We start from the raw sequence: 26311 nt of genomic DNA, 5'->3' as shown, positions 1-26311 counted from the left end.
GGCTAATGGAAATCCTTTGTCTAAAATTTCTTAAACAACAACAATGAAAAATCTTTACAGAAAAGGGTTCTACCTCGTTTTGTGTGTTTTCTGGACTGCCATGGCCAGCGCACAACAGGTAAACCCGACGATCAAATCTCATCTCAACGGTATTGTACTGGATGCTGGAACCAATCAGCCGTTGCCAGGCGCAGTAGTCAAAATCAGAGGAACAACGCACAGTGTATCCACTGATTCCGACGGTAAATTCAGCTTCGTAACCGGCCAGAGTTTTCCCTATATATTGGTAGTCAGTTTTATCGGCTACGACCAAAAAGTATTGACAGTTAATGGCAGCCCGGTGACGATCAAGCTGGAGGAAACACTGAATCAATTGAACGAATTGGTGGTGACCGGTTATAGTACTCAAGAACGTAAATACATTGCTGGGGCGATTAGCAGTGTGAGCGGATCGGTGGTACAGCACCAACCCTCAGGTGGTTTCAATCAGCTGCTGCAGGGAAAAACTGCCGGTGTACAGGTGACCACCAATTCTGGTGTTCCAGGAGGTGGGATTACTTTCCGCGTACGTGGAAATAACTCCATCAATGCTTCCGTGGAGCCATTGTATATCATCGACGGTGTATTCGTAAACAACAATGACCCGATTAATGCTGGATTGGGAAATCAGGCCGCCTCTAATCCGATGGCTGATTTAAATCCTGCTGATATCGAGGACATCCAGATCCTGAAAGATGCCAATGCAACGGCAATTTATGGATCTCTGGGTGCAAATGGAGTGGTGATCGTCACCACCAAACGAGGAAAGAGAAATACCAAAGCAGCCATTAACCTGAGTACTTTCCAGGGATGGTCTACTGCTGTGAATAAATTTAAAGTAGCTACGGGGCCGGAAGTGGCCTTATTGACCAATGAATCCAGGCTGAATACTGCGGCTGATAATGGCCTGGACCCTTCATCGATCATCCTCCCTTTTCCTGATCCTTCAAATATGCCTACTTACGATCGGATTAGCGGGCTGTTTCGTACCGCAAGAACTACAAATTATGAGCTTTCTACTTTGGGAGGAACGGATAAAAGCACCTATTATATTGGCTTAGGTTACCTCAACCAGGAATCTATTGTGAAACCCTCTAATTACACCCGTTATTCTGGTAGGTTTAACTATGATAACTATTTGAGTGATAAACTGAAAGTAGGGACCAGTATCAATTTTACACGTTCTGCTAGAAAATTGAGCGGCAGTGATAACAATCCGACAGGAGTGATTAATTCTGCACTTTTCCCAAGGTCTTATCTGCCAATTTTCAATGCTGATGGTACTTATGCCCGTTATGGAAGTTTTGATAACCATTTGGCACTCATTAACAACCTGGATAGTAAGGCCGTAGGATGGCGATCAGTTGGGAATATCTTTGCTGAATACGTCTTCCTCCCGGGTTTAAAATTGCGTAGCAGCTGGAGCGTTGACAACACCAGCGAGTACGACAATAGTTATTCCAACACCCTCATCAGTGCCGGTATCGCCAGCAGCGGTTCGGCTTCCTCCAGTGAGACGAAGATACAGGTGCTGACCAATGAGCAGGTATTGAGTTTTGTGAGGAATTTAGGCGCAGACAAGAAGCATAACATCAATGCCTTAATCGGTAATACCATCAATACCATATTAAACCAATCTACCTCTGCTTCAGGATCAGGCTTTGCCGCAAATAGTCTTAAATCGATATCAGTAGCGGCTACACGCTCTGGTTCGGCATCACGTTCAGCAGCCAACCTGCTTTCTTTCTTTAGTAAGGCCAGTTATACCTATGATGGAAAGTATACCATTGACGGAAGTATCCGCGCCGATGCTTCTTCCAAATTCGGAGCAAATAAGCGCTGGGGATATTTTCCTTCAGGAGGGGTAGCCTGGCGATTGAGTCAGGAAGACTTTATCAAAGAACTGAATGTTTTTAATGAGCTGAAACTAAGGGCCAGTCTAGGGCTTTCAGGTAATCAGAATGGGATAGGTGCTTATGCCGCACAGGGATTATGGTCATCAGGGGCGAATTATCTTGAACTGCCAGGGATTGCGCCTACACAGCTGATCAATCCTAACCTGACCTGGGAAACGACCAGACAGTTTAATGTAGGAACAGAATTTACGATTCTGAACAAACGCCTGGAAATTGTGGCTGATTATTACAATAAATATACCTACGACCTGCTGCTGAACGTTCCGGTACCTTATCGTTCGGGATTCTCCTCTTATTTGCAGAACTATGGAGCGGTTAGAAACAAAGGATTTGAATTGGGAATTAATTCTACTAATATCCAGACGAATGCTTTTCAATGGACCACAAATTTCAACATCTCTTTCAACAACAATAAGATTGAGAAACTGGCCTCGGACATCAGTCTGGGTGCTTCAGGAAGAAATATTTCCATCTTAAGAGAAGGCTATTCAGTGAATTCCTTCCAGTTGTATAAACAACTGTATGTAGATCAGCAAACCGGAAATGCGGTCTATGAAGACCTGAATGGTGATGGAAAAATTACCTCGGCAGACCGCCAGATTGTGGGCAATGCATTGCCGAAATATACAGGTGGATTAACGAATAACCTGAGCTATAAAGGATTCGATTTCAGTTTCTTCTTTTACTTTCAGCAGGGCAACAAAATCATGAACATGAATGATTTCTTTATGGTGCATGGCGGAACGCAGGCTAACATTGGTTTCCTGCCAAGGCAGTTGGACAGGTGGCAGAAACCGGGCGACATCACCGATATTCCCCGACTGACGACCTATAGCGGAAACCCAACTGAAAATGGTGCTGCGGCAAACAATTATGGTGGAAATGTAGCCAGTCTTTCTTCCCGATACCTGGAAGATGGATCTTTCATCAGACTGAAAACAGTGACCCTGGGTTATACGCTTCCTAAGGATATCCTGACCAGAGTGGGTATCAGTAAACTTAGAGTTTATGTTCAGGGAACCAACCTGCTGACCTTCACCAAATACGGAGGTCTTGATCCTGAAGTCAGCTCACAGTCCAGCAACCAGAATACGGTGGGCTATGACTGGGCCACTGTGCCTCAGCCAAGGACCATTCAGATTGGCGCAAACGTAACCTTTTAATGACCTTAAAATAGAAAAAAATGAACACATCATATCTTAGAAATACAGTGCTTGTGGCCTTTGTCTTGCTCTCCGGTTCCTGCAAAAAATTCCTGGAGGAAGTGCCGGATTATGCACTCCCCAGCAGCAGCTCCATCACGGATGTCAGTACAGCCAGAGCAGCAATTGTTGGTACTTACGACCGGGTGCAGAACTATTACTCCTCTTCTTATCCAACATTGGGAACGATCACCGCAGATCATGTCATCTTCAACGGAACGCTAAGTGAATACTTGCAGCTGGATCAGAATGCGATACCTACGGATAACGTGATCACAGTTTCGGCTTATCAGAGTCTCTATAGAACGATCAATTCTGCCAACAGTGTGATCGCTTATATACCATTGGTGAATGATCCTTTGCTGACGGATACTGAGAAAAACAAAATCTTAGGAGAAGCCTATTTCATCCGGGCCCTTTCTTACTTTGATCTAGGCAGAGGATGGGGAGGGGTGCAGCTTCAGCTGAAACCTACTACCGACCTGACTGTGCTGAAAGGCATTAAACGCAGTACACTCGACCAGACTTATGATCAGGTACTGGCGGATCTGATACAGGCGGAGCAGCTCCTGCCAGAGGATGCGACTACCAGAAATCGTGCACAGAAAAGTGCGGCAAGAGCTTTGCGCGCCAGATTGCACCTGTATAGAAAACAATGGGCAGATGCAGAAACGTATGCGACTCAGGTGATCAGCAACACGAAATATACGCTGGTTAAACCTTATAAATCTTTTTTCACCGCACCTTTCCAAACAGCAGAGTCTGTTTTGGAACTGGCTTTCTCGTCAAATGACAGAAATAGCTACTGGAACCTTTGGTATCCGAGTTCGTCTGGCGGACAGTTTACACTGAAACCTTCAGATGGGCTGATTGCGAAATTGAACAATCCTGCCATTGGAGGTGCGAGAAAAGCACTAATTGCCGGTACTGGAGCTACCGTTTACGGTGTGCTTTACAACACCGTTGGCCTCAGTACAGATCCTGCTTACCTGATCCGCATTGCAGAGCTTTACCTGATTCGTGCGGAAGCGAGGGCACAGCTGAACAAACTGCCTGAGGCAGCAGCAGATTTGAATGCAGTAAGAGGAAGGGCAGATGTGGCCGCAACTACAGCCACTACACAAGCAGGCCTGATACAAGCAATCGAAGACGAGAATGGGATTGAGTTTGCCTTTGAGGCACACCGATGGTTTGATCTGGTAAGAACTGAGCGTGCAGGAACCGTACTTGGTATCACCAATAAAAACTACTGGCTTTTTCCGATTCCTTATTCAGACATCCAGTCAGATCCGGATGTGACACAAAACCCAGGGTATTAATTGATAGCATAAAGACATGAAATTTTTCTTCCATACTACTAAAATATTGGTCCTGCTCAGTTTGATCTGGATCCAGCCTTCATCGGCTCAAAATGCTTACTTCTTTCCTAAGGCTACCGGATTGGATGCCAAAATCCCGACACCTGAACAGTTTTTAGGTTATCCCATTGGGACTTACTACACGCGTTATGACCAGGTGCTGGCTTATTTACGTCAACTGGAAAAGCTATCTGAACGGGTACACATCGAAAGTCTTGGGAAGACTTATGAGCAGCGTGAGCAAGTGGTGGTGACCATCACTGCTCCTGCAAACTATGCGAAATTGGAGCAGATCAGGCAGGAACACCTGGCTCAGGTAGATCCTTCGAAACCTGTGCTGAGCAATAATGCACCGGTGATTATCCACCTGGGATATGGGGTGCATGGCAATGAAACCTCCAGCACAGAAACCAGCTTACTTACGGCTTACTATCTGGCCGCCAGTAATGATGCGGAGACGCAGAAATGGCTGAGGGAAGCTGTGGTCTTTATTGATCCTGCGCTTAATCCGGACGGCAGAGACCGGGCGGCGAACTGGCATAATTCTTACCATTCTTTTCCAGCTGTAGGTGATCCGCTGGACAAGGCGCACCAGGAGGCATGGCCGAATGGAAGGAGCAACCATTATTTTACCGACCTGAATCGTGACTGGCTGAACCTGGTGCAGGTAGAAAGCCGTAACCGCCTGGCTTTCTTCCATAAATGGTATCCGAATGTGCAGATCGATTTTCATGAACAGGGAACGAATGCGACGTATTATTTTGAGCCTTCACCGAAGCGCCATGAGAGCCCGGTGATTCCACAATTTTTGTATGAATTTCAGGTGAACCTGGCAAAATACCATGCAAAAGCGCTGGACGATATTGGATCGCTTTATTTTACCAAAGAGAATTATGATAACTTATCGCCGATATATGGCTCTACTTACCCTAAGTTTTTTGGTTCGGTAGCGGCCACTTTTGAGCAGGCGAGTTCCAGAGGGATTCTGCAGGAATCATCCAACGGGCCATTGACCTTTGCCTTCACCATCCGCAACCACCTGGCCACGAGTTTCTCTACCATCAGGGGTGCTGTAGCTGAGAAATCCGGGCTTTTTAAAGTACAGAAAGACTTCTTCAAATACGCATTGAACCAAGGACAAAAGCATCCTGCCAAAGCATTTGTGTTTGGTGATCAAAATGATGTGAACCTGACGCAGAAATTTCTGGGATTGCTATTACAACACCACGTAGAGGTGTATGAACTGGGTGATAAAATCAGTCAGGAGGGTAAAACCTTTGAGAAAGGAAAAAGCTATATTGTTCCTTCAGCCCAACCGAATTTCTTAATTGTTCACTCGATCTTTGAGGAGAATACATTGAAAGACAGTATCTTTTATGACAATACCGGATGGAGTATTATTCAGGCTTACGGACTGAAATATGCAAAAGTCAATGGTGCTTTTTCTAAAGGTGCAGCAGTGAAAAATGTGGCTGCGGAAACCGGTAGCTTGAATGGAGATCGTTCTGCTTATGCCTACCTGATCAATTCTTCCGATTATAACTTTACAAAAGCATTGTATCAGCTGCAGTTACAAAATGTGCTGGTGAAGACGGCGTTTAAATCTTTTGCAACAACGGTTAGCTCAGGAAAAAAAGTATACCTGCCCGGATCTCTGGTGATTCCGGTAGTAGGGCAAACGCTTTCCCCGGATGCGCTTTATGCGGTGTTGAAAAATGTGGCTCGTTCTGCTAATATTGAGATGAACTCGGCTGCAACTGGTTTTAGTGCCGAAGGGATAGATTTAGGCAGCAGCAATATCAAATCTGTGCGTAAGCCTGAAGTGGCGCTGGCTTTTGGTCAGGGGGTCTCTTCTTCTGAAGCAGGTCAGGTTTGGTTTTTATTGAACCAGCAGTTAGACTTGCCGGTCACCAAGCTGGACCTGCAAAATTTTGCCAGAGCACCATTGAATCGTTATAACGTGCTGGTATTGCCAGGCGGTAATTATGGCGATTGGGACAAGGCAATCATCGACAAGATTAAAAACTGGGTGACTGATGGTGGTACACTGATCACCTTCCAAACGGCAACAGCCTGGGCAGTAAACCAGGGCATTGTCAGGGAAAAGCTTTCCGAAACTGATAATTTCTCCAGAAGAGCTGAGGTACCAGCAGCACCGGCAGCTGCGGCTCCAAAAGCTGTGGAAGCGCCTAAATCTAAAGACAGACTGGATTATGCGAATCAGGAAGATGTAGAAGGTTCGAAAAGAATCAATGGGGCGATCTTTGTAGCCGACCTTGATATTACCCATCCGGTAGCTTTTGGGCTAACTTCGCGCAAGCTGTTTATCAATAAAAATGGCGCTACATTATTGCTGCCAAGTGAAAATAAATATGCAACTGTTGCACAGTATCTTTCAAAGCCTTTCGTGAACGGTTACTCTTCTAAATCGAACATTGAAAAAGTAGCTAATTCTGCAGCGATTATCGCCACAGGGATTGGTAGAGGAGAGGTGATTCTATTTGCCGATGATCCTACTTACAGGGGGTACTGGTTAGGTACAGGACGCCTGTTCCTGAACTCGATATTCTTTGGTAATTTATTAAACGGAGGATATAGATAACTCAGCGGGAGGTATGGGAAAATAACACCGGGATAAAAGAAATTTATGAAAAAAATGGGTTTGTGGCGTTCGATCAGCACCTTTTTAGGTTAGGTAGGGATGAACAAACGGATATCATGACGAAAAAGACCTTAAAAAAGAGTCCCCTAAAAGAAAGTCATATGTATATTTAGGGACGTATCCTAAAATGTCTTTGGCTTTCTCAGTTACGTAAACTCTGTCTATCGTTTCCGGAAATACCCATCCATTTTTTTTATAAATTTCTTTTGCCTCTGCACCATCTCTTTCATCTAGCCCCCGATACAGCCGGTGATTGATCGTTAAGTTCTCTGTTTCTGGTAAAAATCTTGCTACCCGATAAACAGTGGTTTCTAATCCTTCTTTATAAAAAAAGTCTTTACACAATTGTTCAGCGCATTGTTTAGTGATGTCATAAATATCTCTAGGTTCTTCAATTAAGGTTTCATCAACCCAAACAGCTTGGTCTTCAGCTGTCATTGCCGTTCCATAAATTGAAGTAGTGCTGATATAGATGAATTTTTTCAATCCATTCTTTACAGCAGCGTTTAGTAGATGAAGCGTTCCCTTGATATTTACATCTATAAATGCCTCGCGCGAATAGTTGAGGTCGTAATGTCTCCCATGAAGGGCTGCGGTATGCACGATGGCATCCATGCCTTGTAAAATTTCTTCCAGCTCCTGCGGATTTTGAATATCTATCAATTGATCTGTAGCCGGATGTTTGATTAAGTCTATGCCCACTACATGCTGATTGAATCTTCTTAAATGATTGACGGTCACTGAACCTAGACGTCCGGACGCTCCTGTAACTAAAATTCTCATGGTAGCTGTCAAATTTAGAATTTATAGACTAATGAATAAGATTTAGTTGAAAATACCCTATTTAGAAATATAGGTCATAGTTTTGGGGATGGTGTTAATGCCAGGTTTAACCATTATTTTTGCCAATTTACTAGTTTTAAAAATGTTAATTGACCATCCTATGAAACAACTATTGATTTTGCTCAGCTGGGGAGTTATCTCTTTCCCACAGTGGCTGCAAAGCGAAAAACACAATACTTCCGGGCAAATAAAAACGAGTAATGAGTCTGCTGTTTTACACAAAATGGAGGAAAGGATTCAGGGTGATTTTATTGGGAATGGTAGAAGAGGTTATGCCGCAGCCGTTAAAATTGCGGAAAGGCAGGGCAATCCTGTTGAAGGTGGAACGGCTGATCAATATGAAATCAGATTTTCGGATAGCCGTATCAAATCAATCATGGTAGGCTGTTGTAAGGTCCGTTTAATTAATGAGGGCGACCTAAATCATGATAAAGCAGATGAAATATCCGTATTCCAGGCACCAATGAATGGATGTACTTATTCGATGACCACCTATTCCTATAAAAATGGATCCTGGAACAAGGTAGTTGCAACTTTTTTAATTCCAACCGGCTGTGAAATGATCAGGGATCAGGATTTACAGCAACGGGTGTTCCTGGAAAAGGGGACTATCTATTACTATGTTTCAGATCCGAATCGCAGTGGAAAACTGATTAAGAAAAAAGCAATGATCAGGAAAACGTAGAACAAATCGCAACCAGGCTAGCGCCTATGGTTAGTTTTAAGTCGTTTTTTTAGAAAAAACCAGAGTTACATCTTTTTTTATTAGATTCGGTTTTGCCTAAACTAAATGATGAGCTGTGACCTTCTTTCCGATGCCGAATTAATAGCTGCTTTAAAAGAAGGAGAAGAGCAGGCATTTGGTGAAATTTATGAGCGGTACTGGAAGGAGCTTTATCGAAAGGCAAATAACATACTTCAAGATCCAGATGCTTCGGTAGATGTACTGCAGGATGTTTTTTTAAGCCTTTGGCAACGACGTGCGCAAGTAGATATCCTGGCTTTAAAACCCTACCTCCACCAAGCTTTGAGGTTTAGTGTGCTGAAAGCAATTCGGAAGCTTAAAACAGACCGTCAATTTTATGAAAGATTGATGGAGGTGACTACGGAAATTATTGCGGAGAATCCTTTACTCTTTAAAGAGCAGCAGCAGCTCATCCAAAACTTAATCGATAACCTTCCGGAAGACTGTAAACAGGCGTTTCTCTTAAGTAGAGAGCAGGAAATGACCTATAAGCAGATTGCCAATCTTTTAAATATATCAGAAAAGACGGTCGAGAAAAGGATTTCTAAGTCCCTAAAAATGATTCGTGCAAGCCTGAATATAGAAACCTGTATCACCATTCTCCTATGGTATGAATTTCATCGATAACTATTCTTGCTAAACCCTTTCTTTTTCTTGGTAAAATAAAAATGAAAAAGCCGTAGGGTAGGAAGTAAGTTTTGGTACCTATAGATATAGCCTATGGACAAGCACAATTTTTTAATACTGATAGACCGCTATTTAGCCAATGAATCGAGTCCTGCAGAAATTCGTCTGCTGGAAGAATATTATGAAAGGATGGACCGTAAGGGTGCTGAAATTAGCTTTCAGGAGCCTGATGGCATTGGGGTAAAAGCTGCAATTATGCAAAGCATAAAACAGGAGCCTGCAAATGAGCGCAATCCAAAGGTAAGTTATACTAGGTTATGGCTTGGTGCTGCGGCTTCCATTCTGGTAATTATCGGGATCGCCCGCTTTATAATTCATACGCCAAATCCGACTAAAAATCAACTGAATATTCCGGAAGTCGCTTGTTCGAAAGTGATCACACCTGGTGGGAACAAGGCCAGATTGACCTTGAGTGATGGATCTATTGTAGACCTGGATCATATTGCTGATGGTATTGTAGCCAAACAAGCGGGATTAACTATAAAAAAAGACAGGGATGGCCAGCTGATTTATACGGTGGTTGCCGGTAATCAGCAGCCCAAGAATGGACAGATTCATTACAACAGTATAGAGACACCCATGGGTGGGCAATATCAGGTCCGTTTACCTGATGGAACAGTGGTTTGGCTCAATGCTTCTTCTTCGTTGAAATATCCAGCGCAATTTACTGGTACAGAACGTAAGGTGATGCTCAGCGGGGAAGCTTATTTCGAGGTGTCAAAAATGAAAGGTAGGCCTTTTAAAGTGGTAACCGATAAAGAGGTCGTAGAGGTGTATGGAACTCATTTTAATGTAAATGCTTATGAAGATGAAAAGGTAACTCGAACTACTTTGCTGGAAGGTAGTGTAAAAGTTAATCATGGGAACTCTTCTGTCCTGTTAAAACCGGGTCAGCAATGTGGAATGGAAAATGGGGCTTTCCAGATTAAGACCGTGAAATTAAAGGGAATTATAGATTGGAAAAACGGCTACTTCCTTTTCAAAGAAGATAAAATCTATGAGATCATGCGGAAACTATCACGCTGGTACAATATCGATCTTGAATATGTTGGAAAACTAGATGACCTGAATTTTAGCGGTAAAATTTCCAGAACGAAAAACCTGAATGAAGTGCTGAAAGTGTTGGCGCTGACAGGCGATGTTAAATTTAAAGTTGAAGGAAGGAGGGTGACCGTTATGCCGTGATCCGATCAGCAGGTAGTTAAAATAAACCCGAAAATGGGCTAACATTTCCGGGATAGAATTTGATTATGCTGTCTGCCGATACCAACAATTGCAAAAATTAACCAAATAAACACCACGTGTCTGCTTGTTTAATGCGCTGAGTGTCAAACAACCTAACAAACCAAATGTATGAAATTTTACGAGTTTAACTTACACAGGATTTCCTGTGTAAAAGATAAAATTGCGCTCAAGACCATGCTGTTCGCTGTCTTGATTTTGAGCTGTGCTGTACGGGCAAATGCCGCAGAACCGATACAGATTACCTTGTCAGAAAAGAATGCTCCATTGGAAACCGTATTGGAAAAAATAGGAGAGCAGAGTAACTACGACATCATTTTTAATTCCAATCTGATAAAAAAAGCAAAACCAGTTACTGTACATGCTAAAAATGCTCCCTTGCTGAACATATTGGCAGAGTGCTTTTTGGAGCAGCCCCTGGGCTACACGGTCTCCACTTCAACAATTGTCGTAAATGAGAAGAAAAATGTAGACCTAACGATCACCGGTACGGTTAAAGATGCCTTAGGAAAACCTGTTCCCGGTGCCTCCGTAATTGTAAAAGGCCTTAAAGGAAGAGGTACTTCTACAGGGGCTAACGGTACATTTTCTCTGAGTGTACCGGAAAACGCTGTGCTGCTGGTCTCCGCAATGGGATTTACCCCCCTGGAAGTGCCAGTAAACAATCGGAAAACTTTTGAGATTGTCATCACCGAAGAAAAAAATGACCTGAATGAGGTGGTCGTGGTTGGTTATGGAACCATTGAAAAGAAAGACCTGACAAGTGCTGTATCGACGGTGAAACCAAAAGATTTTATTTCCGGCTCCGTAAACCCGCTGCTTTCCATACAAGGTAAGGTTCCGGGGCTAACGATCAGCTCTTCCAACGGCAGCGATCCCAATGCCAGCGTATCTGTACAACTGCGCGGGGTCAATTCTATCAATGCCGGACAGGGACCTTTAATCGTGATAGATGGGGTGCCTGGTGGAAATATAAATTCTGTTGCACGAGAAGATATAGCGTCTATTAATGTGTTGAGAGATGCCTCTGCGGCGGCAATCTATGGTACGCGGGCCTCTGGAGGTGTCATTCTGATCACGACTAATAGAGCAAAAGTTGGCCCAGCGAATATCTCTTTAACCACCGAGCTTTTTACAGAGCGTATCCGCCGACGTCCGGAGTCCCTTAGTGGAGATGAGTTCGTTGAAAAAGGACTGGGTAATGATTTTGGTTCGCGCACAGACTGGTATAAAGAGGTGACCAATAAATCACCATTTAGTCAGCGGTATGTGTTAAATGCCAATGGCGGCAGTGAAAATGCACAGGTTTATTCGACCTTAACTTATCGGAATGCTCAAGGTATTGCGATAGGTTCGGATAGAAAAGAAATTGGTGGAAGAGTGAACACGATTTTTAAGTTTTTTGATGGAAGAGCACAGCTGAGTACAAATTTCAGCTATAACCATGTAGATGCCAACCTTACAGATCACAACATTTTTAATATGGCCCTGGTGCTTAACCCCACACAAACACCGTATAATGCAGCTGATATTACTGGTCTAAACGTGATGGTGGGTGGTTATGATTATTGGAACCCTTTAGCGGAAGTTAAGCTGCGTAAAGACCAGAATCAGCTGAAGTATCTTTTGGGAAGTTCAGTATTGAAGGTGGATCTGACGAAAGATCTGTATACTTCAGCGATGATCGCGATTAAAAACGACAGTGAAAACCCAATTTTTTATCGCTCTTCGCAGCATCGGATTTCCAGAACTGATGGCGTGGATGGCTATGCCAAACAGGAGTACAAGCGTTTCACGGATCGTACCTTCGAGTGGACTGCAAACTATAATAAGGTGATTGATAAACATAGCATCAATGCGGTAGCAGGTTATTCTTATCAGGATTTTAATGGACAGGGCTTTAAGGCAGAGAATTCCGGTTTTTCGGTAGACGGTATTGGCGAAAATGATTTGAACAACGGCACGTTTTTAACCGATGGAAGAGCAGCTATGAGCTCTTTTAAGGATCCTACTGTGAAGCTGATTGCTTTCTTTGGCCGCGTAAATTATGCATTTGATAACAAGTATATCGTTACCGGAACATTGAGACGAGAGGGCTCCTCTAAGTTTGCTCCAGGCAAGCGCTGGGGAACTTTTCCAGGGATATCTATGGCATGGCGTCTTTCCGAGGAACCTTTTATGAAAAGCCTGAAGTTTATCAACGACCTGAAAATTAGAGGAGGATACGGCGAGACCGGAAATGCTGATTTTAATGCGAATGTTGCGTATAGAATGTACGCTCCCGATGCCTGGTGGTTAGTTAATGGCCAATGGCAGCGTACTTATGGCGTTCGTCACAACCAAAATTCGGACCTGAAGTGGGAAGTTAAAAAGGAATATAGTATTGGGCTGGACTTTGCCTTGCTGAACAACAAAATCACCGGACGATTTGATCTTTATAAGCGTAAAGTAAATGATATCATTTATGATATTAATGTTTCTCAGCCACCTGCGATTTACGAAACGACAACGGTGAATATTGGCAGCATGCAAAACAAGGGTTTTGAAGCGGAGTTGAATTGGAATGCGGTAGATCATGAAGATTTTAAGTATACGACAGGAATTGTGATGTCGGGAAATAAAAGCAGCCTGACTTCTCTTTCTGGCAGTCAGACTTTTGCAGATAGAAAAAGTTTTCCCGCACCAGGATCTCCAGGGAATGCAGTCAGACTTTTCCCAGGCCATGATATTGGCGAGTTCTTCCTTTGGCGTTCTGCTGGTTTTACCCCGGAAGGGAATTGGATGCTTTATGATAAAGACGGACAGGCATTTGATGTGACGAAACGTTCTAAGACTATTGCCGACAAGGCCTTTGTAGGGAATGGGATTCCAAAAGTTATCCTTTCCTGGAACCACGCGATCGCCTACAAGAATTTTGATGCCAGTATTTACCTAAGAAGCTGGCTCGGCTATGATGTGTTTAACATGATCAATATGTACTATAGCCTCCCAAATGTGCGGGGGCAAAATGTATTGCGAGCAGCATTTGATAAACATAAAGACATTAAAGGAGAAAAGGAATTGAGTGATTACTGGCTTGAAAAAGGGAATTTCCTGAAGGTAGATGCCATTAGTCTTGGCTATACTTTTAAGCAAAACCTGATTAAGCCCTTAAAAAACCTGAGAATATATGCTACGGGCAGAGATTTGTTTGTGCTTACTAAATATAGTGGCCTTGATCCGGAAGTAAATATCAATGGCCTTGATCCCGGCTTTGAAGAGCGAAATGCTTACCCTAAAACCAGAACTTTTATGTTCGGCATACAGGTAGGTCTTTAGTCCATGACGAATTCATAAATTTTCATCAATCAAAAATATATTCTAATGAAGAATAGCATCAATATAAAAATAGGAGTACTGGTATTATTCCTGCTGATTTCCGGAGGATGTACGAAACTTGATCAGCAGTTTTATGACAAGGTAACACCAGAAACTTTTTTCAAAAGTAAAAAAGACATCGTGGCTGCTTTGTATAGACCATTCACTCATGCCCGATGGTATCTTGGTGATGACCGTTGGAGATTACAGGAATTTACAGCGGATAATTTTGCCATTACCACGAAAGGCCGTCACTGGTATAATGGCGGGGAAAATGAACGCTACCATTATCATCGCTGGACACCAGATGATGGATGGATCTGGGAAACATGGCGTGGAACCCTGATGGGAATTGCCCTTACACTGGATGCAAGAAATGATCTTGAAAAATTGGATTATACGAAATTCGCATTGAGCAAAGCTGATCAGGATGACCATGTGAACCAGCTGAATACTTTAATCGCCTATTTCTACCTTCGGGGACTGGATTTTTATGGCGGATTACCGATCTTCGATTCATTGGATGAACAAGGGGTATTGAGGAGTACTGACCAGGAAACCTTTACCCATATTGAAAAGCTGTTAAAGAATGCCATTGAAAAGCTTCCTGCAAAAAAAGCAGGCGATAAAGAAGAGGGAGCCATCCGAAAGGCAGGAGCAGCAGCCATGCTGGCCAGCTTATACTTTAATGCGGAAGCCTATATTGGGCGGGATATGTTTCTGCAATGCCAGCAGATTTCCCAGGATATAGTTAACCATAAGTATGGACAATATACCTTAGATCCTACCTGGAGCGGTCCGCATACTTTTACAAATGATAAATCGCCCGAAATAATCTGGTCAATCCCATCGGAGTTTAATAAGCTCGAATACAATTGGTTTTATTCCAATTTCTATCATTATAACAGCAGGCAATATTTTGGTGTAGATCTGGGCGCAGATAATGGTGGGCACCTTACACCATCCAGAAAACCTGATGGTACTTTGTATAGTACAGACTTTAAACTAGGCGCTCCATTTGAGAAATTTGATGCAGGGGATCTTCGTAAAAAAGGATATAAATACCTTGGCAGCGGCAGGTATGAAGGAATGTTTATCGTTGGACCACATCTGACACCTGCAGGCGGAGTAATTAATGGTGGGGAGGAATATAAAGATAAACCATTGAATTTCGTTGATCAGGTTGGCCGTTTTTCTGAGGTTGGACCCGGAAAAAAATATGCTTCCGTCTCAGAACTTCCTTCAATGATGTCGCAAGGAGAAGAAAATACTGGTCTCAGGCTGGTCAAAGTTCCTATTCCAAGTGATCAGGATAAGAGTTTGAGATGGGCAGCTGATAATCCGGCAATCCGGCTTACAGAGATCTATTATATGCTGGCAGAATGTAAGATGCGGGCTGGTGATAAGGGAGCTGCAGCCGCCTTAATTAATGAGGTGAGGAAGCGTGATTTCGCAAATGGGATAGATCCTAATCCGGTAACAGTTGCGAATCTTGACGCCAATAGAATGTTGGACGAGTGGAGTATTGAATTTTTAGGCGAGGGTAGAAGACGTACAGACCTGATTAGGTGGAAAATGTTTACCGCTGGTACCTGGTGGGATCATCAGCCTTCAAGCTCCGACCATTTAAACCGGTTTCCCGTGCCCACAAAGGCGATTTCAGGAAATAATGGATTAAAGCAAAATCCAGGATATTAAGCTGGATCATTATCATTCAATTAATGCCCCTGAAATTCCAATAATTCAGGGGCATTTTTTTTAATTACACCAGAAACTCATTACATTGTAGCAGATGACTTTCAAGACTATCCTATCCGCTATTCTAGTGGCCATATTTGCTTTAATCTGTATGCTATGCACGCAAAGAGCAGATTTAAACCTGGCTTATGCAGCATTTTGCTGTTCACCGTATGTCATTATCATTGCGCTACTCTATTTCCATTTTAATACCATTCGTAGAAAGCTAAACTTGCTCCATGAGCCCAATATACTATTTGAGCTTGCCTATGGTTTTGTATTCTACCTTACTTTCTTAATGTTTTTCCCGGTAATACTTTTTGTGGGGACCATTGGTGATGAGTATGAACATCGGCTGTATGCCGATTTAGGCAATGCCATCGCTGAAATGTTTCCCCTGCTTTTAATCTTGAGTATTTTTCTGACGGTTTTTAGCAGTATCATCTTTGTATGGGCCATAAAATCATACAAAAGACTGGTGCCGGTTCTTATTGGATATATTGTTTTGATGCCTATTATAGACGGCATTGCTTCCACTGGCCGGGATATTAAAAAGTCGAAACAAGAGGCAGAAGATATTGCTGATAGCCTTAAAAATGGGGTATATGAGTGGCATGCGGCGATGAGCAACCCAGCTGCTTATCCTGTTCAATTGTATAAAGGGGTTTTCTCTTTCCCAAAAGGGGAGCACTATAATTTTACTTTTGGTGAGAGTAACCCGGTTAATTACGATGCAAGATGGGGTAATGATGGAACTGAAACCAGTAAGCAAAATGCAGTAATGCCCAATGGTCTGGATCTTACCTGGTATTCTTTTGCTGAAGATACTTTTTATCGGCTAAATACGCCTATAGATCAAGAAAAGCTAAAGCTACTGTTCAGTAAGCCTTATCTGGAAAAGAGAGCTAGCCGCAATTTTGAGGAAAAGTATGACGCGATCATTATGGGCTTTGCACCAGGTGGGGTAGTGGTGGTTTGGGCGGGCAGCACTGGTCGTCGTCAGGTAGAAATTGGTCGTTATCAGGCCCAAAAAGTAAGTATAGCTAAGCCTGTTTCTAAAGATGAGCGCTTGGCTTATAATGATGTTTTTAATCCGGAATGGAGAAATAAGGTGTTAACTGATAGTGCCATTATACCTTTAAAGATACAGCGGCTAATAAAAAATAAACCCATTCCTTATGGATATTGGGATAAACTGCGGACAGCTTACAACTGGCAGCCTACATTTGTGATTTCTCCTGAAATAAAGGTTCATGATGCTGATTTTAGCTTTTTCAATGCCGAACGCTATGTGTTTTTTGATGAAAGTTTGCTAACGAACACGATGGAAAAACGTGGTGTTCCAAAAAATGTATACGTTAAATGGTATGATAAAAATGGGAACAGATGCGCACTGGATTTTGAATTTGATGAAGAGCAAATCTTTAGACAGTTTGGTGACTTTTTTGACCGCGAAAAAAACAGCAGTGCTGAAATAGAATTTAATATCAATCAAAAAACCAAAACAGGAACTGCCACCTTAAAAAACGGCAAAAACCAAGTCTTGCTTTTAAAGGCTAAAATCATAGATTATGGTGAAAAGTACTAGCCAATTATTGGTTATCAATATATTTATGTAAGTTTATCCTAAATCTTAAATATATGTTTCTAATCGCTGTGGGTAGTGTTGAAATTGTAGTCATACTATTAATGTTCTCTATATTATGGGCATTAGGACGTTATGCCAGGAATACTCGTATAGGCTTTGGTGGGGGTGTTTTGCTCGGGATTTTCTTTACACCAATGATCGCTTTTATTATTTTATCTATGCTAAAGTCTCAAAGATCCACAAGATTTCAATGATGTTACCATTGTATTTCACCTTGTACTATTTAGCGCTTTGTGTTTTTCGATAGCCGGATTTTGTCCGCATAACCTGATTGTTAAAACAAAAAGCGGCTATGTAAAGGACGTTTAGAAAACCTATCCCTAGTTATCGAGGCGATGAAAAAGTATAATTATGTTCGTAAAATTTTTATAACAAGGACTTTCCTGCAGCTGCCCAAATAACCCCCATAGTTGGGTTTGAGATGCTTTGTATTTTTTGTCAGTTGATTGAAATTTTTTGTTATTTTAGTTAACATTCTAATCAAAGCTAATTTATGGGCCGGAAACGCTTCTTCCTGATTTTTTGTATTCTGGCAATTTTTGTATTTGCAGCTGTGCAATGCACACAGATAGAGGGTAAAAGTGCCGACAGTAGGGGGCCAGCCTATGCGGGAAGTTCGTCCTGCATCAGCTGTCATAAAGACCTTACAAAATCTGCACTCCACAATTCCCATTTTAACGCTTCAAAAATGCTGACTAAGCCTAATTCTGCTGATAGTCTGCAGATACCTGATGGAACATTTATTTTCAATGAAAAAACTCAAATGCTGGTGAAAAACCGTGCCGATGGATTATATCAGACTGCAATGATCAACGGGGTTGATCGAAAAACAGAACGAACGGATATGGTTTTTGGTGCAGGACACAAGGCGTATACCTTCGCCTTTTGGTACGGCAATCAACTGATGCAAATGCCCTTAAACTACCTGACGAAAGAACATCAATGGGTAAATAGTCCGGGTTTTCCTACGGAGCAGATTTATTTTGGCAGAACAATCGATCTGCGTTGTTTAGAGTGTCATGGCTCTTTCGCGGAGAAAAAGGCAGTGCAGAATACAGGGTTCTCTGTTCAGGAAGAATATGTTAAAAATTCCCTCATCGTTGGTATAGATTGTGAACGCTGTCATGGTCCTTCGGCCCAGCATGTTACCTTTCATCAGGAAAATCCTGAGGTGAAAACGGCCAATTATATGGTGAATTACAAGAAGCTGGCCTTAACACAAAGGGTAGATGCTTGCGGGGTATGCCATTCAGGTGTGGGTATTCAATCGCCGAGTCCTATGTTTAGTTTTAAGCCTGGGGATACGTTAAAAACCTTACCTGAATATAGTGCCTATCGAGGTGAAGATCCGGATGTACATGGCAAGCAAAAGCAATTGCTGGAGGCGAGTTTATGTTATAAAATTGGTAAGGCAGAATGCGTTACCTGCCATGATGTACATGATAATAATAAACCTAATCCTGCAATTTATTCCGCTAAATGCATCAGCTGTCACCAGGAGGTGAAGCATGATGCATTAAAAGAAAAAAATAAAGCGATGCTGGCAAAGAACTGTATCGATTGTCACATGCCCGTTAAAGAATCTCATGCGATTGCCTTTCAGGTGAGCAACAGCAAAGAAAAGATACCTTATCAGCTGCGCACACACCGTATTGCGATTTATAAAGATTTGGTAAAGGGCAAATGAATTCCATAAACGGATACATCGTATTTCCATTGATATCTGTCGTGATCTAAATTTGGACAACCATTCCAACAAATTTAGCGGGTTGAAGCCCTGATATCGCAGAGGAGTGGATTAAGAATACCGGCATTTTTACAGCATTCCAATTTAATTTTTATTATTGCTGATAAATTCAATAACTTGTATTTTTTATGGCCAATTATAGCACCTATACTGATAACGAGTTGATTGCTTTGTGGAAAGAAGGTAATGATGCCGTTTTTAGAGAAATTTATCTGCGATATGATAAGCTGCTATACTTATACGCTTACAAAAAGCTCAGAAACAGAGAGGAGTCTAAAGATGTGGTACAGGATTCTTTTACCTGGCTTTTAAATCACCGTCATGAGCTTCAGCTCAACTCTAGTTTATCCGGATATCTTTATAAAACGGTCCTCCATCAAATTTTGGATATCTTTAAACACAAAGGCATCATTAAAAAATACGTAGAAAGTGGGGAGCATTATATCGAGGTCAGTTCCCCGGAAGCAGATTACTTGATTCGGGAAAAGGATATCGCTGCTTTAATAGCAAATGAAATTGCGGCCATGCCTCCTAAAATGAGGGAGATCTATACGTTAAAAAAAAGAGAATTTTTAAGTACCAAAGAAATTGCCGGGCAATTAGGGCTCTCTGTCCATACGGTATCCACCCAACTCAAACGCGCGCTTAAGCACCTTAAGGTGAAACTTGGGACTGTGATTTTCATTTTATGGATGCTCTACTGAAAATTATTTCTCTGTATATCAGTTGATTGTAATGTTTATTCTTTTTTTTCATCATGGATGTACCTAATCCATGATCCTGAATCGCCTTTACTTATTGTTGAGCCACAAGCGCAAAGAATTCAATGAAGAAAGACATCAAAAAAGTATTGGATAAAGTAAGTTCAGGTGACGCCAGTCCTGAAGAAGAAACTATGGCCAGACTCTGGCTGCATCAACTTCAGCAAAACGATGAAGCGGGTCTTTCGGCAGCGGAACTTAATGAACTGAGCAACGAGATGTGGGCATCGCTGGAAAAAAACAGAAAACAATCCTCGCCCAGAACCGGAAAGTTATGGCCTTATATTTCGGCTGCAGCATCGCTAGTGCTCGTGGCAGGCTTGGCGTTATTTTTTTATAACTACCAGTCATCAAATCCTTTAAAAGCTCCTCAGCAATATTCAAATGATGTTCCCGCAGGGAGCAACAAAGCTTACCTCACCTTGACCAACGGAAAGAAAATTCTACTGACCACGGCAGCTAATGGAATGCTGGCAGAGGAGGGAGGGATAAAGATTACTAAAACTTCGGATGGGCAGCTGGTTTACACCATTGCGGATGAGGGAAAGAAAACAAGCGGGAAATACAACAGTATCGAAACTCCCATTGGAGGTCAATATGAACTGCAATTGCCGGATGGCACCAGGGTTTGGCTAAATGCAGCCTCTTCCTTAAAATATCCCGCCTCTTTTTATGCACTAAAACAGCGCAGTGTAGAATTGATCGGGGAAGCCTACTTTGAAGTTGCAAAAGATAAAACGAAGCCATTCGTGGTGAAAAGCAAGGGGCAGGACGTGGAAGTTTTGGGAACCCACTTCAATGTGAATGCCTATCCGGATGAGCAAAGCATCAAGACCACTCTGATAGAAGGCTCCGTGAAATTAAATGGCCAGCTTACTTTAAAGCCGGGTGAACAATCAGTGCTGAATGATGGAAAATTCAATGTGAAAGAAGTGAATGCCATTGATGCTGCCGACTGGAAAAACGGAGAATTTGTATTTACGAATGAGCCTTTAACCAGTATTTTGAAGAAAGTTTCCCGCTGGTATGGTGTCGAGATTGTCTATACAAATGACCTCATAAAAACACCTACATTTTCAGGCTCTGTTTCCCGCTCTGAAAATATTTCCAGCGTTTTAAATATGTTAGAAGAAACCAGTAATATCCGCTTTTCCATAGCTGGAAAACAAATACAGGTAACGATCAAATAAGAAGATATAAAAAGGACCCAACCAGTCCGATGATTAACCAACCTAACCGTCAACAACTAACCAAACCACATGAAAAGAACCAAACACAAAGCAAGTTAGTACTTCAGGAGGTTTTTAAGAAAAAAGCCATGAAAGTGTATCAGCACTTCCATGGCATTATCTGAGTTAACCCAAAAAACAAATTTGAGATCCGTTCACGTATTAACCCAATCCAACAAAAGTATGAAATTAAATGCTTTTAACCTAGGTATGCTATGCCGATGGCTGCTGCCTACACTTTTATCAGCTATGAACTTTGTTGTTGCGAAAACGCTGGCAACAAATAAAAGAAGACTACTAATGAGAGTTAATTTGATCATCGCCATCATTACAACCTGCTTATTGCAAGTCAGTGCAGCAGGTTTTGCTCAAAAAGTCAATTTTGTAAAACAGAATACCACACTTCATCAAGTTTTTCAGGAGATCAAAAAGCAAACCGGTTTCCGCGTTTTATATTCTGATCAGAATTTAAACAGCCAGATGAAGATTAATGCCAATTTTAAAAATTCTGAATTGAGCCAGGTGATGGAAACGTTACTAAAAGACCAAAACCTGACCTACAAAATGGAACGCAGGAACATCCTGATTAAGATCCGGCCAGCTACCTTCCAGCAGTTCCAATCGGTCCTTAAAGAGCTAAATATCAGTGGAAAGGTGCTCGACAAAGATAGAAAGCCTTTACCTGGTGCATCTGTCAGTGTAAAAGGCACTAACAAAGTGGTCAGCACTGATGAAAATGGAAATTTTGCACTGAAAAATGTAGAGGAACAGGCTATATTGGTGGTTTCTTTTGTGGGCTATTTAAGAAAAGAGGTGCCGGTTAATGGCGCTAGTGCGATCAACATCGTGCTCGATGAGGATGTCAGTCTGCTCGGCGATGTGGTGGTAGTCGGTTACGATACCAGGAAGCAAAGTGAGCTGACCAGTGCGGTTTCCGTGGTTTCTTCCGAGAAATTAAAAGATGTCACAGCCAATTCTATTGGCGCCATGCTGCAAGGAAAAGTGGCTGGTCTTCAGGTAGTCAACAGCTCTGGAGCACCGGGTGCCAACGCGGAGATCAGGCTGCGTGGCGTGTCGTCAGTTAATGCGAATCAAAGTCCTCTTTTTGTGGTGGATGGAATTATCGGTGGCAATTACGATCCCAACGACGTGGAAAGTGTCACGATCCTGAAAGATGCAGGGGCGACTGCCATGTACGGCTCACAAGCAAATGCAGGGGTAATTATTGTCACCACCAAAAGGGCCAAACAAGCCGAAACCAGGTTCGAGGCTAAAGTTTCCACTGGTTTCCGAACTCCTGATTTTGGTAAAATGGAACTGATGAACAGCAATGAGCTTTATGATTATCAGAAAGAATTTTACCGCGACTACGTGGTTGGTGCCCCCAACAACTCTTATAAGATTGACCTGGTGAAATTCTATTCGGAACGCCCATTATCACTGCGTTATCAGGATTACGACTGGTCTAAGGAGTCCTTTAAGACAGCCCCGATTTATAATTTCTATCTTTCTGCAAGTGGCAAAACGGAGAAGAACGATTATTATGTAGGTGCATCCTACTATAAAGAGAAGGGGACTTTCATTAATACCGATTTTCAAAGAGTTAATTTACGTGGAAATTCGACCTATCACTTCTCCAAAAAATTTGATTTAACGAATAATATCAACCTCGGTGCCTCACAGGGCAAGAGCTATGATTACATGGATGCCTATTATTCTTTCCTGAATATGCCTTGGGATAATCCCTATGATGCCAGCGGAAACCCAATTTATGTAGATGGTAACTCTACTTTTAAATGGTGGTCTAGGGATAAAATAAATCCGATTCATACCGTTCAGAATTCAGAGCATCGCTATAAAGGTTTCAATGTGAATTACGATTTGGGGATCAACTACCGCATTACCGACTGGCTTACCTTTGCCAGTTCAAACCGGTTGTCAGCCTCATTCGATAAAGGTACCAATTACGTATCCCCACTGGCTGCGGGCACCTATCGTGGGATGGGCTTTCTTGATGAGTTAAATACGCTGAACTATGGCCTCGTGAGCAACCAGTTATTCAAATTCAATTTTAAATTGGGTGAACACAGCTTAAGTGGTTTTGCAGGCGGAGCTTTTGAAAGCAGTAAAATCGAAACCTCTGGTGCTTCGGGTAAAGGTTTGCCGGAAGGATTGAAAGTACCTGGAGTAATCTCCAGCAGCCAGGTGATTGTCGGCGCGCACAATAAGTACATCTTACAATCCTTATTGTCGCAGGTAAATTACAGCTACAAAAATAGATATTTCCTATCGGGTTCATTCAGGTATGATGGTTCTTCCAACTTCGCTCCAAGTAAGCAGTATGGTGGTTTCCCATCTATATCGGGAGCATGGGCAGTAAGCAATGAAGCTTTTCTGGCCGACAATCCTATTTTGACTAACCTGAAAGTACGTGCCAGTTATGGTATTACGGGGACTCAGGATATTGGCGCATCCCGTTTTCTGGGCTTGTTTTCCCTCACTACCAAATATAATTCATTAGTGGCGGCAGTGCCTTACCAATTGCCAAGTCCTAACTTAACCTGGGAGAGTAAACGCCAGCTCAATGCAGGTATGGACATTGGTTTATTGAACAGGGTGAATTTAACCCTTGATGTTTACCGTAACGATACCAAAGACTTATTGCTGCAGGTATCGCAGCCACTATCAGTTGGTTTTGAAACCAAATGGGAGAATGCGGGCTCAGTCATTAACAAAGGGATTGAGTTAGGCATTAATTCGACCAATATCAGGACAAAAGACTTCGAGTGGATCACTGATTTCACCTTTAACTATAACAACAATAAATTGGCTGGTTTTCCATCAGACATCGTTAAAACAGGTTCATGGAGCATCTCGCAAATCTATCGTAATGGAGGAGATTTGTTCGAGTTTTACATGCCAAAATGGTTAGGTGTTGATGCACAAACGGGGGCTCCACTTTGGGAAAAGCTCATCTACAATACGCAAGGCGAAGCTGTAGCGAGGGAAAGCACATCAGATTATTCACAGGCAACCAATCAGGAGGTAGGTTCGGCACTGCCTAAATACCAGGGTGGCTTTAACAACAGTTTCAGGTATAAAAACTTTAATTTAAGAGTGAGTACCTATTTTAATTACGGCAACAAGGTGTTTAGTAATAACCTGAGGTTTATGATGAACGATGGTCATGAGCCGTATTACAACCAGATTAAATTACCGAAGGGTGCTAAAATCTGGACTCAGCCAGGCGATACAGAGGCGACAGAGCCAAGCCCGCAAAACTCGGCCAACTCTACCGAAACCTCCACCCGTTACTTAAAAGATGGCAGTTACTTTACGATCAGGAACATTGCCTTATCGTATACCTTGCCTTCATCATGGGCGAAGAAGATCAGTATGAGTGATGTAACTGTTGGTATCACTGCGGATAATGTGGCCACCTTCTCGAACTTTTTAGGTCAGGATCCACAAACTACCATTACACCAACCCGGTATGCAACGCCAGGGGTGTCGGATTTTAAATATCCCAACAATCGCCAGTATTTATTAAACGTTAATTTCAGCTTTTAAGCAGGTTTCAACCTATTAAATTAAGTATATGAAAAATATAATATTCACCGTTTTCCTATTTTTGATGGTTGCGGTTAGCAGCTGTAAAAAGTTGAGTTCCCTCCCAAGCGATGCGATCAGTACGGAAACACTGGTAAACACCAGTGAAGGCTTAACCAATGCGCTGAATGGAGCTTACGCTTTGTTTAAAGACCATATTGAATTTAACGGACAGGTAGACATGAATAACATGTACCTGCGCCAGTTTTATCATTTAACAGACTTTGCCAGCGATGACATTGTTTGCGGACAGGTAACCACCGATCCATTTTATTATAGCTTTAGTCTAGACCATTCACCTGCTCAGGCCAACAGCCGTTACTACTGGTATATCTCTTATAAAATCATTACCGGCGTGAATACCGTTATCGATGCGGTAGAGAAATCAGGTAAAAATGATGAGTCTACCAACCAGTTATTGGGGGAGTGTTACTTTTTGCGTGCGTTCTGTCACTTTAACTTGGTCCGATTATTTGGTAAACCCTACACTGTTGACCCTAATTCTCCGGGCATTATCCTGCGTACAAACCTGAGCGATCCTTCAAAAAAAGCAAGGTCAACGGTCAAAGAAGTTTACGATTCCGTGCTTGCTGATGCTGAAAAAGCGGCGGGCTTAATGACCCGTTCCCGTGGCGTTCAATATGCCTCACAGGAAGCGGCATGGTCCTTACTGGCAAGGGTTAACCTCTACAAGGAAGACAATGGAAAGGCAATCGAATATGCAGATAAAGTGATCAACTCAGGTAAGTTTACACTGGCCACTAAAGACACGTACCCAAAGCTGTTTGCCAATGCAACGAGTGCTTCTGAAACTATTTTTTGCGTTGCCTTTACTGTGGTGGATGATTATGGCAAATTTGGCTCTATTGCGTCCATGATCTACTCGGATGGAAACTCTGGCTGGGGTGAGGAATATGCTTCTTCTTCCTTACGTGCGGCCATGTCTGCGCATCCAGAGGATGTTCGCTGGTCTTATATTGTTCCTTCAAAAGACGATGCCGGAGTGGTACAAAAGAAAAATGGGATCGAAATGTATTACATCAGCAAGTTCTCTTTCCAGGACAACCTGCCCAACTTAAGCTCACCGATTATGTTCAGGATCGCAGAAATGTACCTGATCCGTGCGGAAGCGAATGCCAAAGCAGGCGCGAATGCAGCCGCGCTGGATGATGTGGACATGATCCGCAAGAACCGTGGTTTGGAAGCCTCGCTTTACAATAAAGTAGTACCAGTAGGTTCAACCGCTTTAGATGTGGTTTTAGCAGAGAAACGCATAGAGATGGCATTTGAGGGACATCGCAGTTATGATGTGTTCCGCAATAAAAGAACCCTGAATAAAGCGTATTGGGGATATCACCTGACAGGTTTAAAAGAGACGGATGTGGATCTTTCGAGAACACCGACAGGTTACCCTAACCTGAGTGTACCTTATACCAGTCCGCGCATCATTTACTACTTGCCGGTAGACGAGGTATTGAGCAATCCGCTGGCTACACAAAATCAATAATCTAACGATCACCTTGTAATAT

At 42.5% G+C, this 26311-nt stretch carries 15 protein-coding genes; 14 read left to right on the top strand and 1 reads right to left on the bottom strand.

The window, feature by feature from the left end; genetic code table 11:
• Positions 1 to 43 precede the first annotated feature (43 nt).
• From H9X96_RS20875 to H9X96_RS20865, 3 genes are read left to right on the top strand one after another with little or no spacing between them, the layout of a single operon-like run.
• Complete coding sequence (locus H9X96_RS20875; protein WP_187668150.1) at positions 44 to 3118, top strand: TonB-dependent receptor; 3075 nt, start codon at positions 44 to 46, stop codon at positions 3116 to 3118.
• Between the two features lie 20 nt (positions 3119 to 3138).
• Positions 3139 to 4476, top strand: a complete 1338-nt coding sequence (locus H9X96_RS20870; protein ID WP_187668149.1) for a RagB/SusD family nutrient uptake outer membrane protein — start codon at positions 3139 to 3141, stop codon at positions 4474 to 4476.
• A gap of 16 nt (positions 4477 to 4492) precedes the next feature.
• Positions 4493 to 7117, top strand: a complete 2625-nt coding sequence (locus tag H9X96_RS20865) for a M14 family zinc carboxypeptidase (protein WP_187668148.1) — start codon at positions 4493 to 4495, stop codon at positions 7115 to 7117.
• 114 nt (positions 7118 to 7231) lie between these two features.
• Here H9X96_RS20865 and H9X96_RS20860 read toward each other — a convergent pair whose 3' ends face one another.
• Positions 7232 to 7960: an NAD(P)-dependent oxidoreductase gene (locus tag H9X96_RS20860; RefSeq protein WP_187668147.1), complete on the bottom strand. Its 729-nt coding sequence runs from the start codon at positions 7958 to 7960 to the stop codon at positions 7232 to 7234.
• 160 nt (positions 7961 to 8120) lie between these two features.
• Here H9X96_RS20860 and H9X96_RS20855 point away from each other — a divergent pair, with 160 nt between their 5' ends.
• From H9X96_RS20855 to H9X96_RS20805, 11 genes are all read left to right on the top strand, one after another.
• Complete coding sequence (locus H9X96_RS20855; protein ID WP_187668146.1) at positions 8121 to 8705, top strand: hypothetical protein; 585 nt, start codon at positions 8121 to 8123, stop codon at positions 8703 to 8705.
• 105 nt (positions 8706 to 8810) lie between these two features.
• Positions 8811 to 9392 carry an RNA polymerase sigma factor gene (locus H9X96_RS20850; protein ID WP_187668145.1) on the top strand — a complete coding sequence of 194 codons (582 nt, stop codon included), beginning with the start codon at positions 8811 to 8813 and terminating at the stop codon, positions 9390 to 9392.
• A gap of 93 nt (positions 9393 to 9485) precedes the next feature.
• Positions 9486 to 10637 (top strand): FecR family protein, encoded by a 1152-nt coding sequence (locus H9X96_RS20845; protein WP_187668144.1) that lies wholly within the window; start codon positions 9486 to 9488, stop codon positions 10635 to 10637.
• A gap of 168 nt (positions 10638 to 10805) precedes the next feature.
• Positions 10806 to 14012, top strand: coding sequence for a SusC/RagA family TonB-linked outer membrane protein (locus H9X96_RS20840; RefSeq protein WP_255431191.1), 3207 nt, complete (start codon positions 10806 to 10808; stop codon positions 14010 to 14012).
• A 45-nt stretch (positions 14013 to 14057) separates the two neighbouring features.
• Positions 14058 to 15749, top strand: a complete 1692-nt coding sequence (locus tag H9X96_RS20835; protein WP_187668143.1) for a RagB/SusD family nutrient uptake outer membrane protein — start codon at positions 14058 to 14060, stop codon at positions 15747 to 15749.
• Positions 15750 to 15843: 94 nt separating this feature from the next.
• A complete protein-coding gene (locus H9X96_RS20830; protein WP_187668142.1) occupies positions 15844 to 17376 on the top strand; it encodes a DUF2931 family protein in 1533 nt (510 codons plus the stop codon).
• A gap of 553 nt (positions 17377 to 17929) precedes the next feature.
• Positions 17930 to 19123, top strand: coding sequence for a cytochrome c3 family protein (locus tag H9X96_RS20825; protein ID WP_187668141.1), 1194 nt, complete (start codon positions 17930 to 17932; stop codon positions 19121 to 19123).
• A gap of 188 nt (positions 19124 to 19311) precedes the next feature.
• Complete coding sequence (locus H9X96_RS20820) at positions 19312 to 19887, top strand: RNA polymerase sigma factor (RefSeq protein ID WP_187668140.1); 576 nt, start codon at positions 19312 to 19314, stop codon at positions 19885 to 19887.
• Between the two features lie 122 nt (positions 19888 to 20009).
• Complete coding sequence (locus H9X96_RS20815; RefSeq protein ID WP_187668139.1) at positions 20010 to 21134, top strand: FecR family protein; 1125 nt, start codon at positions 20010 to 20012, stop codon at positions 21132 to 21134.
• Positions 21135 to 21473: 339 nt separating this feature from the next.
• Positions 21474 to 24743, top strand: a complete 3270-nt coding sequence (locus H9X96_RS20810) for a SusC/RagA family TonB-linked outer membrane protein (RefSeq protein WP_187668138.1) — start codon at positions 21474 to 21476, stop codon at positions 24741 to 24743.
• 28 nt (positions 24744 to 24771) lie between these two features.
• Positions 24772 to 26289, top strand: a complete 1518-nt coding sequence (locus tag H9X96_RS20805) for a RagB/SusD family nutrient uptake outer membrane protein (RefSeq protein WP_187668137.1) — start codon at positions 24772 to 24774, stop codon at positions 26287 to 26289.
• Positions 26290 to 26311: the final 22 nt, after the last annotated feature.

Source organism: Pedobacter sp. N36a, assembly GCF_014472395.1.
Lineage (GTDB): Bacteria > Bacteroidota > Bacteroidia > Sphingobacteriales > Sphingobacteriaceae > Pedobacter.
Note: the sequence above shows the minus strand (reverse complement) of the source record. Positions and strands in the feature narration are given on the sequence as shown.